The sequence below is a fragment of the Bacillus testis genome, from assembly GCF_001243895.1.
Taxonomy (GTDB): domain Bacteria; phylum Bacillota; class Bacilli; order Bacillales; family DSM-1321; genus Bacillus_AD; species Bacillus_AD testis.
Genome location: NZ_LN851186.1, coordinates 1,025,308 through 1,037,519, shown reverse-complemented (window position 1 = coordinate 1,037,519; position 12,212 = coordinate 1,025,308). Strand labels below are relative to the sequence as shown.

The following is a 12,212-nucleotide window of genomic DNA, read 5'->3' as shown; positions in this document are numbered from 1 at the left end:
GCTTCCTTTCTCACAGAAAAGCAGCCTATCTACAGATGATATGTCAATTATGCCCGCATCTGTTCTCTCACCTTCTCTTGTTCAGAAATGAACAAAGCACATGCTGCATCTCCCGTTATATTTAGGGATGTCCTTGCCATGTCAAGCAGGCGGTCTATGCCCAATATTAATCCAATTCCTTCAACCGGCAAGTTTACAGAAGTCAATACCATGGCCAGCATGATCAATCCGACTCCCGGAACTCCAGCAGTTCCAATGCTTGCCAAAACAGCCGTCAATATCACTGTAAGCATTTGGGCCATTGTCAATTCGATACCATACACCTGGGCAATAAAAATAGTGGCGACCCCCTGCATAATTGCAGTGCCGTCCATATTGATCGTAGCCCCTAGCGGTTGAACAAAGCTGGAGATCGAATCTTTCACTCCAAGTTTTTCCCGGGCTGTTTCCATCGATACCGGCAGGGTTGCCGAACTGCTCGATGTACTGAAGGCTACACTCATTGCAGGAGCAAAATTTTTAACGAACCAGATGGGATTCTTTTTAGCCAAAAATAATACGGTACCGCCATATGTAACGATTCCATGGAGAATAAGTGCCGCCACTACTACGACCATGTAAAGACCCATGGCTTTCATAGCACCAAAACCTTGGCTGCCGACTGCTGTTGCAATTAAGCCGAATGTACCATAAGGAGCCAATTTCATCACTAAGGTCACAAGATACATCATGATTTCATTCCCTTGTTCAACCAAGTCAAAAATTCCTTTTGTTTTCTTGCCAAGTGCAGTCAGGGCAAGGCCGATCAGTACAGCCATAATAATAATCTGTAGCATGTTCCCTTCGGTCAAGGCTGCAAACGGATTTTTAGGGATAATATTCAATAACGTATCAGTTACCACAGGTGCCTCTCCGGCAGAGAAAGATACATTGCTTATATCAAAATTTCCTTTGGTCCCCGGTGAGATGACGTTCGCCAATGTCATGGCAATTATAATGGCAATGGCCGTTGTGAGTAAAAAATAGACAATCGTACTAAACCCTATTCTCCCTAATTTTTTTGGGTCTCCCAAACCGGCTGTTCCCAGTATGATGGAGAATAATACAATTGGTACAACCAACAAGGTAATCAAATTGATGAAGATTTTACCGATGGGGGTAAACAGATAACTGTCTAAATACGGAAATGCATTTGGCGCAAATTGATTAAGGGCAATCCCAACGATGGCTCCCAGCAATAATCCTATAATAATCTTTGTTGTAAGACTTGATTTCTTCCATTTCATTTGCATCATCCTTTTCTATTTTTTCGGACAGATTGTGTGCACACCATAAAATCAAAAGTGCTCTTCAGAAAGACACTCCAGATAAAAGGAGACCGCTATAAACATCTTGTGCCCTAAGTGCTCCCTTATGTATATTCACGCTATGAAGATACCTCTGATGGATTGCTCTGCCTTATTGGACTAGAGAGTAAATACTGTTTTGTTTCCGCAATTAAATGCAGACTGAAGTGTAAGTATAAGTATGGTGGCTATAATCGAGGTCATGCCTAAAAGTATGAACAAATATTCAGAATATAGAGGCTACATTCTAAATCGTAACGAATACTATTATATATCAAATAAAACTATTCGAAAAAAGTAATGTTTTCCAAATATAATTTTAAACTTTAAAAACAAATAATCACATAATAAAAAAACCTTAATGTTCCTAGGCAAATTTACAGGCATCAAGGTTAAAGCAATCATATAATAAAACAATAAATATTTTTATAGAAAAACTTATATTTCAGGAATTGAATGAGTATGAATCAAGACTCTTTTATCAGAATAAACAGGTTCATTCCAAGTGTGTATATGGGAAGCCGCGTGTCTGTCAAAAACGGTTTGAAATACATCAAACCTGGATTTTGTTTTCTCCACCTTTATTCCTTTGCTCTGAAGTTGACTAATGATATCATTGATCATGCAGTTCACCCCTTTACTACATTGTATCATTCGCGTTTGTATATCTTTTCCCCAATCGTTGAATATTAATCCACTCTTTTTATGATAAATCAAAATTATGAAAAAGATATGAATAAAACGAAATATCTCATTAAAGTAGCCAACCACTCTTTACTACCTTCTATTATGGTCATATATCTATAGGAAGGAAAGAAGATTTTTCCTATACGGCGAAACATTGATCGGTGGGGGATGAATGAAACTCCACCGATCATTATTTAAGCCAACCTCTTTTTTTACTGGCGCTTGATCTCCCACTACACTTCCTCCTCTTCACGCATCTTTTTAACTCAGGAGTCTTAGCGCGAACAGGATAAAATCACTTCATCCTTCAAAACTGCCACAGCATTCGAACACCAGCTTTCCGTAGTGACCGTATGGGGTTTTGGCTTGCTTTTTACCTTATTTACAAAGAAAACAAGATAAAATCAGCGACTAATCACATATAATCCTCCATATACTTAAAATAACTCTTTTTTTCCCTGAATCGCATGTTTGACTGATAGGTAAACATTTTCTATAATTATCTTAATCTTACGAGTTGTATTGAGGTGATGAACATGGGGCAGCAATGATGATAAAAAAGCCATACCGCAGCTTTTTGGCGAGCTTTTATTCTTGCATGGAAACAATCTTCCTTCAACCGTGCCAATCAATACTTCAACATAACCTAAAAAATGTAAGATTTTATTACTCTGGGAGGTGACTCCTTTCTCGCTATAGATGCGGGATAAGGAAAATTATTTGGACATATTAAACTTGGTTATCTTGGCCCTGTTAATTGCTTTGACAGCATTTTTCGTAGCCTCAGAATTTGCCATAGTAAAAGTAAGAAGCACAAGGATAGATCAACTTGTGGAAGAAGGACGGGCGGGAGCACTGTCTGCCAAGAAAGTGATTACACATTTGGATGAATATCTTTCAGCCTGCCAGTTGGGAATCACAGTTACCGCATTAGGACTTGGTTGGATTGGAGAACCTACTATCTTAAGCATCTTCTCTCCTGTTATCGATAAGATCGATATGCCGTCTTCTGTTTCACATGTTCTATCGTTTATTTTGGCCTTCTCCATCGTTACGTTTTTACACGTGGTCATTGGGGAATTGGCTCCAAAAACATTTGCCATTCAAAAAGCGGAATCCATTACCCTGATTGTGTCTAAGCCTTTGATGATTTTCTATAAGGTGATGTTCCCTTTCATTTGGATATTGAATGGATCTGCCCGGATCGTGGCAAGTATGTTTGGCCTTAAGCCCGCTTCTGAACACGAAATCGCCCACACTGAGGAAGAACTCCGGATTATCCTGTCAGACAGTTTTAAGAGCGGTGAAATTAACCAATCTGAATTCAAATATGTAAATAAAATTTTTGAATTCGACGACCGTATCGCAAAGGAAATTATGGTTCCCCGTACGGAAATCGTCACACTTGCAAAAGATGATGAACTTGAACACGCCTTCTCTGTTGTTAAGGAGGAGAAGTTCACCAGATACCCTATTATCGACGGCGATAAAGACCGCGTCATCGGTATGGTAAACGTAAAAGAGCTATTCACACACATGTTGTCTCTTGACAGTTATGAAGAAAAAAACTTAGAGCCTCTTGTAAGGCCTATTATCCGAATCATAGAAACAGTCCCTATCCAGGAACTCCTGCTGAAGATGCAAAAGGAACGCATCCATATGGCTATTCTGATGGATGAATACGGTGGGACTTCTGGATTGGTTACAGTTGAAGATATATTAGAAGAAATTGTCGGTGAAATCCAGGATGAATTCGACCTTGATGAAGTGGCTGAAATCCGCAAAATCAAAGAAGATAATTATATCATTGATGCAAAAGTGCTGATTAGCCAAGTCAATGATCTCTTCGGTTTAGATATTTCCGATGAGGACATCGATACCATTGGCGGTTGGATCCTAACCGAAAATTATGAAGCTAAACAAGGTGATACCATTTCGTATGAAAATTATCATTTTACCATCCTTGAAATGGAAGACCACCATATCAGTTATATTGAAGTAACCAAAGTTGTCGAACCGATGGTCACTGAAGCGGAAACAAACTATTCCGTAGAGCCTTCTCAAATGCCTTTGAAGCAAACAACAGAAATAGTATCCTGACCGGAAAAGGAAGCGCATGATGCTGCGCTTCCTTTTTTATGCCTTGTTTCAGCCGAAGAATAAAATAAAACCTTTTCGGTGGGGGTTCCAATTATACCCCACTGATTGCTAGTTGAACCAATTGGATTCTTGCTGGCACTTGATCTCCCACTTACACTTCTTCATTCTTCACTCCTGTATTGAAGCAAAGTTTTAACGCCAATTGGAACGGGATAAAATACCCTGCTTCTTGTATAGAGATTCTTTGGCGTGAGCATACTACTAAAAACATGAGAGACGAAGACATCGTCTCCCTTACATTACGCCTATCAGTCCAATTTTGAGGAGTGAATCACTATGAAATATATCGAACTTTGCCCTAGTTGCAAAGGGAAAGGGAAAGTTCCCTTTCTTCAGTTCTTTTCCCGTTCTTGTACTGCGTGCAGCGGTAAAGGCCGCACGGTTAAACAGATTTCCTCAAAACCATTCTAACTAACCTGCAACAACCAGATAGATGTGGGCACATGTTCTTGTAATATATCAATTCTCTCCTTATCACCCAGAAAATTACAAATAAAATCGAAATTTTTAATAATTTTATGTGTATTAATATAACTTTTGACGAATGAAGTTTATACTTAGATTATAGTTTTAAAAACTTCAGTTTAGGATAGAGACAGTTAAAGACTTCTAGGAGGTGAACGGGGCGACTGGCAAGACGCAGTCCCCTGAGAATTGGTTATCGTAAATATCTTACTTGTAGTGGCATTAATCATTGCTACCGCTTTTTTTGTCATTACAGAATTCTCTATTGTCAAAGTGAGGTCGACGAGAATTGACCAGCTTGTGGCGGAGGGAAACCCCAGGGCGAAAACGGTAAAAAAAATTATCTCATCATTGGATGAATATCTATCAGCCACTCAACTGGGTATTACCATTACAGCTTTAGGTTTAGGTTGGCTGGGAGAACCCACGATCCAAGCTATTCTAGCACCCGTTCTTAAACAAGTGGATATCCCTGCTACTGTCAGCCATGCCATATCGTTTATTGTTGCTTTTTCCGTCATGACTTTCTTGAATGTTGTACTAGGGGAATTAGCTCCAAAAACATTTGCCATCCATAAAGCAGAAGCGGTTTCCATGATAGTAGCTAAACCTATCTATATCTTTTATAAGGCTACGTATCCAATCATCAAACTTTTAAACGGGTCGGCTAATTTTATTGTTGGTTTGTTTGGCTTGAAAGAAGCATCTGATAGCGAAATTGCCCACACAGAAGAAGAATTGCGTATGATTCTCTCTGATAGCTACAAAAGCGGGGAAATTAACCAATCCGAATATCGGTATGTGAACCGGATCTTTGAATTCGACAATCGGCTTGCAAAAGAAATTATGGTCCCCCGGACGGAAATGGTATCTGTTTCAAAGGATGCTACTTGGGATGATATTCTTGAAATTGCCTCAACGGAGCGTTTTACGCGTTATCCCGTAATAGACGGTGATAAAGATTCCACGATCGGCATTATCCATCTCAAAGAATTATTGTTTGTAGCGCTGAATAAAGATCGTTCAGAGCTTCGCTTAAGTGATTATATTCATCCTATTCTTTCTGTCATTGAGACGATTCCCATCCACGATCTATTATTAAAAATGCAAAAGGAACGCATTCATATGGCCCTATTGTTTGATGAATACGGCGGAACGTCCGGTATTGTGACAGCGGAAGATATCCTTGAAGAAATCGTCGGGGAAATCCAGGATGAATTCGATGTGGATGAACGTCCGCATATCCAGCGCCTTTCACCAGATCATATTATCGTTGATTCTAAGTTTTTATTAGAAGAGTTGAATGCGCTTCTGAAGATTGATTTATATGAAGAAGGAATCGATACGATTGGCGGTTGGCTGCTAACGCAAAAATATGATTTGGAAACTGGGGATTCAATCGAAAGAGGACCTTACGTATTTACCGTTAAACAAATGGATGGACACCATCTTGAGTTAATCGATATTAAACATAAGCGAGTCGATCCAGCGGAAGAAGAAGCAGCCGCAACAGTAGATAAATAATAACAAAGAGCACAGGTCAATAGGCCTGTGCTTTTTGTTATCCTAAGGAAGAGCAACATTAGAATTTGCCACTATATTGCATAGCTACAATAAAAAGGCCAAGAATCCAGACATAAACAGCGAACGCTTTTAATGAATGTTTCTTGAGATAACCGATCATCCATTTCACCGCCGCATATCCGACTGCCGCCGAAGCGATAATCCCCATGGCAAGTGCACCAGGCGATATGGCTTCCCCTTCCCCTTTCAAAATATCCATACTCTGCAGAAGAATAGCGCCGGCAATAGCTGGCGTGGACAGCAAAAAAGAGAAATAGGCCGCTGTTTCACGATCAAGTTTTCTCATCAGAGCCGCCGCCATCGTCATCCCTGAGCGTGAAATCGCCGGAAAAATGGCCGCTGCCTGGAACGTTCCGATAAAAACGGCATCCTTGAATGTCAGGTCCTCCATCTGCTTCCTGCCTTTTTTAATAGAATCAGCGAACCATAGGAAACAGCCCGTTATCAGAAATTCCCAACCAACGGTCACACCACTTTTGGAAAGACTGTCGAAATAATCTTTAAAGGCAAATCCGACGATGACCGCAGGTATGGTGCCTGCAATCAACAGCCAAGTCAGCTTGCCGAATGGATTCCGGCAAATCCCTATGAATTCACGGCGATAGAAAACTAATACAGCAAATAGCGTACCGATATGTAGCATAGTGTCCAATAAAAGGCCCGCCTCATTCAAGCCGAACATCTGCCTTCCTAAATATAAATGGCCGCTTGAACTGATTGGCAGGAACTCCGTCAATCCCTGAAGAATTCCCAAAAACAATGCCTGAATACTATTAACCATAATCCCCGCCCTTTTCTTCGATCTCCTTCTCCTTGAATGAACCACCCCGATGTCATTCTTTACAGCCGCTCTCTTTTAAGCAGCCATTTCTACTATGTAATATATTCATGGAACATCCATATAGTACAGGCTTCTCATCTTGCCGGGCAAAATATGCAAAAACCTCGGCCCGTTGATTGGCCAAGGTTTTCAAGGATTCGTTTAACTTAATTTTAAAGAAACATATTTGATTTCCATAAATTCGTCCATGCCATATTTACCGCCTTCTCTTCCGATCCCACTCTCTTTCATGCCTCCAAATGGGGCTTGTGCGACCGATGGCAGACCGTCATTCAAACCGACAATTCCATATTCCAACGACTCGGCAATTTCAACGGCCTGTGAGATATCTCTGGTGAATACATAAGCCGCTAAACCGAATGATGTATCATTCGCTCTTTTAATTGCTTCTTCCTTTGTCTTGAAAGCAGATACAGGAGCTAATGGGCCGAACGTTTCTTCATTCATACACTTCATCGAATCATCTGCATGGCCGATGACGGCCGGCTGCATGAACAAACCTTCCCTCTTCTTTTCCTTTGTTAAAAGCTCTCCTCCTTTTTCAATGGCATCACGGATCTGTTCTTTTACTTTTTTAACTGCCTCTTCATTGATTAAGGGACCGATGACAACGCCTTCATCCATGCCATTCCCTACCTTTAATTTTTCAACGGCGGCAGCAAATTGTTTAACGAACTCTTCATAGATTCCTTCCTGTACATATACGCGATTAGTACAGACACATGTTTGTCCGGCATTGCGGAATTTACTGGCCGTTACAGCTTCCACTGCTTCATCTATATTTGCATCTTCCATAACGATAAACGGTGCGTGGCCTCCAAGCTCAAGTGATACTTTTTTTACTGTATCCGCGCTTCCCTTCATTAATTGCTTTCCTACTTCTGTCGAACCTGTGAAAGAAACTTTACGGACTCGTTCATCTTTCATCCAAGCGTCCGATATGCTAGCGGAATGGCCTGTCACCAGATTAATCGCACCTTTGTCAATGCCAGCTTCATAAGCCAATTCCACTAAACGGATCGCCGTGAGGGGCGTCAATTTCGCCGGTTTGATCACCACTGTGCACCCTGCCGCTAAAGCCGGTGCCACCTTTCTTGTAATCATAGCCGCCGGAAAGTTCCATGGAGTGATCGCTGCAACAACACCGATTGGTTGCTTCAGCACGATTATGCGTTTCTCGCTGTCACTAGCCGGAATAGTATCCCCATACACTCTTTTAGCTTCTTCCGCATACCATTCGATGAAGCTATTCGCATAGGAAATCTCCCCTTGTGCTTCCTTAAATGGCTTTCCTTGCTCCTTTGTCATGATTTTTGCCAATTCATCTTTATGATCGTTAATAAGATTATACCAATTACGTAGAAGGCGGGAACGTTCCCCGGCGGTTTTCTTCGCCCAGCTTGGAAAAGCATGATAGGCCGCATCTACAGCGGCACGCGCTTCCTCTGCCCCGCCGTTCGGAACAGTGGCAATCACCTCGTTCGTTGCCGGATTATTGACTTCAATCACGTCCTTGCAAAGGACTTCTTCACCGTTAATCAGCATGGATGCTTTTTGCATGTGTATGAAACCTCCCAGATTTTATTTTCATAAAAGCTATCATTCTTTTTAACTCTTCCACCAATCCCCTGGCATTAATCTCTTTTTGGGTATCCTCTTCTATCCTATGATTAAATCGTCCGTTGCTGTAAAGCAAAATGCCTTTGTTCGATATCCACTCTCTGTTATGCATGCATTGGTCGTATTGGGGCAAAATCAAAAAAAGAAATACATGCCGGGAGGAGGATAGCCCTTTGATGGGCGCCAAAATATGCTAAATCTTTTATATGTAGCATTTCTGATTGCATTTACCGGTTTTTTTGTCGCTTCTGAATTTGCCATTGTCAAAGTACGGAGCACCCGCATCGATCAGCTTGTGCTAGAAGGGAATAAACGCGCACCGGCTGCCAAGAAAGTCATATCATCGCTCGATGAGTATTTATCCGCCTGCCAGTTGGGCATAACGTTGACATCCTTGGCACTTGGCTGGCTGGGAGAACCCGCCGTAGAAAAATTATTGCATCCTATTTTAGTTCATTTTGTTTTAAGCGAGCCAATTATCCAAGTGATTTCCTTTCTGTTTTCTTTTTTTGCCATTACATTCCTTCATGTTGTAATCGGGGAACTTGCGCCTAAAACATTGGCGATCCATAAAGCGGAAACCATCGCTTTATCTTTTTCTACTCCTTTAATATGGTTTTACAGAGTGCTCTATCCGTTTATTTGGATTCTGAACAAATCAGCAGCGCTCGTAACTGGGCTATTCGGCCTCAAGCCTGTTTCAGAGTCCGAAATGGCTCATTCGGAAGAAGAACTGCGCCTTATTTTATCCGAAAGTCTCAAAAGCGGGGAAATTAATCAAGCGGAATATAAATATGTAAATAGGATCTTCGAATTCGATGAGCGGATCGCCAAAGAAATTATGGTTCCCCGGACAGAAATAGTGTCTGTCTATAGTGATGCCACTCTTCAGGATGCAATTACCCTCGTACAGCAAGAAAGGTATACACGCTATCCAGTAGTCGAAGGCGATAAAGACAACGTCATCGGCATTATCAATATGAAAGAAGTGCTGACTAGCTTTATCATGAACGAAAAGGAATTAATAGATGACATTACACCTTACATACATCCTGCCATATCAGTCATAGAAACATTGCCCATCCATGATTTGCTTGTCACCCTCCAGAAAAACCATTCCCACATGGCTATTCTATTCGATGAATACGGCGGAACTGCAGGCCTCGTGACGGTCGAAGACATTCTGGAGGAAATCGTAGGCGAAATCCGTGATGAATTTGATGCCGACGAACTTCCCGATATACGGAAAATAGGCGAGGGCCATTACGTTTTTGAAGCTAAAGTCTTGATCGAGGATGTCAACGATATCCTCGGCACAGATTTAATGGAGGACGACGTAGATACAATCGGAGGCTGGGTCCTCACCCAGAAATACGATGTGGTAAAAGGAGACCAAATCACCGAAGACGGCTACATATTTACCGTCACAGAAATAGACGGCCAACACATCCTCTTCATCGACGCACGAAAAGCGGAAGCGGCCGTTTAGGGACGTACAAACTGGAGGACCTTTCTTTGAGATAAAGGAAACACAGCGAACGAAAGAGAGCTGATGTTGACTTATCGTAGAAGAAAAGGCCGAAGTTTGCTAGTCCCTGGCCGCTGCAGCTAGATCACGAAAAGCGGAAGCGGCCGTTTAGGGACGTAGCCTTTTTCATAACAACTCCGTAAACAAATGAATCGGATCATGCCAGGGGCATGATCCGATTACATTAATTATATGGAGGAATTTCATGCTTTTCGACGATTGAATCACACGATTTGACCGTACAGTGTTTATTCAACACGCATCCTGCACATTTCCCTGATTGCTGTTTTTTGAAGTTTTTCCATACCGTAAAGCCTACATAGCCGAGGATCAATAAACCGATTCCAATATTGATGAACAAGGACAATCCATTCACTCCTTTAAAAAATGAATCTTCAATGATGGGAGACACCTCTTATCGCATTTAATGCATACATTACCGATTCGGTGAATGAGCCAAAAAACAAAGACAGCCACATAACCAATCAAGTCATTCTTCTTCGAGTTGAAGTAGGAGTTTTAGTGCAAGTTAGAATAGAACAAACACCCCTCTCTTTTCCAAACTAGGTAAAGTTTTCTCCTTAGTTGCCTCTCCCGCTTCCGCCAATTGAAAAACCGCTCTGGAATCAGAACGGTTTCGTATCGAAAGAAGTATTTAATTCATTATCTTTTGCATCGAAAAACTTTCACGTATAATAAATGGTGAAAGGGAGGTAGGAATAAGTGAACCCAGAACAAGATAACAATCTGCATAAGGAATTGGATGAGGAAACGTTGTTTCTCGTCACCCAGACATTCAAAGCTCTTTCCGATCCCACCCGGCTGCGCATACTTTACTTGCTTTTCCAAGGAGAGCATTCTGTCAATGAAATAGCTGAGAAATTGTCATTAGTCCAATCGACTGTTTCCCATCAGCTTCGATTCCTGAAGAATCTGCGCCTTGTCAAATTCCGCCGAGAAGGAACGACACTGTTCTATTCACATGATGATGAACATGTCATGAGTATCATCATCCAAACGATAGACCATGCCAACCATCATTAATTACAGCGCTGAGATTCATTCGGACATCCGGTTTCCGTTCTCTCTACCTGAAGCGTGCTATGACGGATATGAAACTCATGCTCCAATAGATGTTGGGCTTCAAAGAGGACATCATCCTGTACACCGGTTGAACTGATCATGATATGGCAAGATAACATCGGTGTCTCCGAAGTGATTGACCAGATGTGCAAGTCATGAACCTCGTATACATGCGGGAGCTTTTCTAATTGTCCCTTTACTTCTTCAAGATTGATGTTCTCTGGAGTTCCTTCCATCAATATGTGGAAGGAATCTTTGGTGATTCTGACTCCGCTTATGATAATCAAGACAGCCACGATCAGACTGGCAATCGGATCAGCATATGTCCAATCAAAGAAAAAGATCAATAAAGAAGCAATAATGGCTCCGACAGAACCAAGCGTATCTCCCAACACATGCATATATGCGCTTCGGACATTCAGATTTTCTTCTCTATTTCCCCTCATCAACAGGAAAGCTGCCCCGATATTCACCAGCAGCCCAATAATAGAGATGACCAACATCCCGCTGCTCTGAATCTCGGGTGGATTCTGGAACCGGCGATATGATTCATAGAAAATATAGGCTGAAATCAAGACTAACGTTAGCCCGTTAAGAGCGGCAGCAATGATTTCAAACCGTCTGTAGCCGAATGTATTTTGGTATGTGGCATTCTTTTCTCCCAATATGACAGCAAAAAGACTTAAACCAAGTGCCGCCGAATCGCTTAACATATGACCTGCGTCTGACAGCAATGCCAAACTATTCGTTAGATAGCCTCCAATAATCTCAACAACCATAAAGATGGTGATTAAAATGAATGACAATAGCAATGCTTTTTTGTTTGCTGAATGATGGTGGTGATGATGCCCGCCACTATGATGATGGCCATGCTGTTCCATATTGCACCTCCTAATAT

The 12,212-nt window shown here is 41.5% G+C and carries 10 protein-coding genes; 4 read left to right on the top strand and 6 right to left on the bottom strand.

Annotated elements, in window-relative coordinates:
• Nucleotides 1–47: 47 nt before the first annotated feature.
• Entirely contained in the window at nt 48–1,286 is a 1,239-nt protein-coding gene (locus BN1765_RS05750; protein ID WP_147554155.1) for a dicarboxylate/amino acid:cation symporter, read from the bottom strand.
• Nucleotides 1,287–1,784: 498 nt separating this feature from the next.
• A complete protein-coding gene (locus tag BN1765_RS20565) occupies nt 1,785–1,970 on the bottom strand; it encodes an Lmo0850 family protein (RefSeq protein ID WP_147554154.1) in 186 nt (61 codons plus the stop codon).
• A 783-nt stretch (nt 1,971–2,753) separates the two neighbouring features.
• Here BN1765_RS20565 and BN1765_RS05740 point away from each other — a divergent pair.
• The gene (locus BN1765_RS05740; protein WP_050616682.1) at nt 2,754–4,133 is read left to right on the top strand and encodes a hemolysin family protein; all 1,380 of its coding nucleotides are present in this window, start codon (nt 2,754–2,756) and stop codon (nt 4,131–4,133) included.
• A gap of 714 nt (nt 4,134–4,847) precedes the next feature.
• Nucleotides 4,848–6,182 (top strand): hemolysin family protein, encoded by a 1,335-nt coding sequence (locus BN1765_RS05735; protein ID WP_050614208.1) that lies wholly within the window; start codon nt 4,848–4,850, stop codon nt 6,180–6,182.
• Between the two features lie 58 nt (nt 6,183–6,240).
• On the opposite strand, the gene BN1765_RS05730 is transcribed toward BN1765_RS05735, so the two are convergent.
• Complete coding sequence (locus BN1765_RS05730; protein WP_050614207.1) at nt 6,241–7,023, bottom strand: undecaprenyl-diphosphate phosphatase; 783 nt, start codon at nt 7,021–7,023, stop codon at nt 6,241–6,243.
• Nucleotides 7,024–7,224: 201 nt separating this feature from the next.
• Nucleotides 7,225–8,628: an NAD-dependent succinate-semialdehyde dehydrogenase gene (locus BN1765_RS05725; protein WP_082195547.1), complete on the bottom strand. Its 1,404-nt coding sequence runs from the start codon at nt 8,626–8,628 to the stop codon at nt 7,225–7,227.
• 265 nt (nt 8,629–8,893) lie between these two features.
• Here BN1765_RS05725 and BN1765_RS05720 point away from each other — a divergent pair, with 265 nt between their 5' ends.
• Nucleotides 8,894–10,192 (top strand): hemolysin family protein, encoded by a 1,299-nt coding sequence (locus BN1765_RS05720; RefSeq protein WP_050614205.1) that lies wholly within the window; start codon nt 8,894–8,896, stop codon nt 10,190–10,192.
• A gap of 223 nt (nt 10,193–10,415) precedes the next feature.
• Here BN1765_RS05720 and BN1765_RS05715 read toward each other — a convergent pair whose 3' ends face one another.
• Entirely contained in the window at nt 10,416–10,598 is a 183-nt protein-coding gene (locus tag BN1765_RS05715; RefSeq protein ID WP_050614204.1) for a FeoB-associated Cys-rich membrane protein, read from the bottom strand.
• A gap of 356 nt (nt 10,599–10,954) precedes the next feature.
• On the opposite strand from BN1765_RS05715, the gene BN1765_RS05710 reads away from it, so the two are divergent.
• Nucleotides 10,955–11,275 carry an ArsR/SmtB family transcription factor gene (locus BN1765_RS05710; RefSeq protein ID WP_050614203.1) on the top strand — a complete coding sequence of 107 codons (321 nt, stop codon included), beginning with the start codon at nt 10,955–10,957 and terminating at the stop codon, nt 11,273–11,275.
• On the opposite strand, the gene BN1765_RS05705 is transcribed toward BN1765_RS05710, so the two are convergent.
• On the bottom strand, nt 11,272–12,195 hold the full coding sequence (locus tag BN1765_RS05705; RefSeq protein WP_050614202.1) for a cation diffusion facilitator family transporter: 924 nt from the start codon (nt 12,193–12,195) through the stop codon (nt 11,272–11,274). The two genes, BN1765_RS05710 and BN1765_RS05705, sit on opposite strands and share 4 nt — an antisense overlap.
• Between the last annotated feature and the right edge of the window lie 17 nt (nt 12,196–12,212).

Excerpts from the sequence above, each read along its gene's own strand:
- BN1765_RS05750 (WP_147554155.1), bottom strand. The coding sequence starts at position 1,286 with ATGAAATGGAAGAAATCAAGTCTTACAACAAAGATTATTATAGGATTA.
- BN1765_RS20565 (WP_147554154.1), bottom strand. The coding sequence starts at position 1,970 with ATGATCAATGATATCATTAGTCAACTTCAGAGCAAAGGAATAAAGGTG.
- BN1765_RS05730 (WP_050614207.1), bottom strand. The coding sequence starts at position 7,023 with ATGGTTAATAGTATTCAGGCATTGTTTTTGGGAATTCTTCAGGGATTG.
- BN1765_RS05725 (WP_082195547.1), bottom strand. The coding sequence starts at position 8,628 with ATGCTGATTAACGGTGAAGAAGTCCTTTGCAAGGACGTGATTGAAGTC.
- BN1765_RS05720 (WP_050614205.1), top strand. The coding sequence starts at position 8,894 with ATGCTAAATCTTTTATATGTAGCATTTCTGATTGCATTTACCGGTTTT.
- BN1765_RS05705 (WP_050614202.1), bottom strand. The coding sequence starts at position 12,195 with ATGGAACAGCATGGCCATCATCATAGTGGCGGGCATCATCACCACCAT.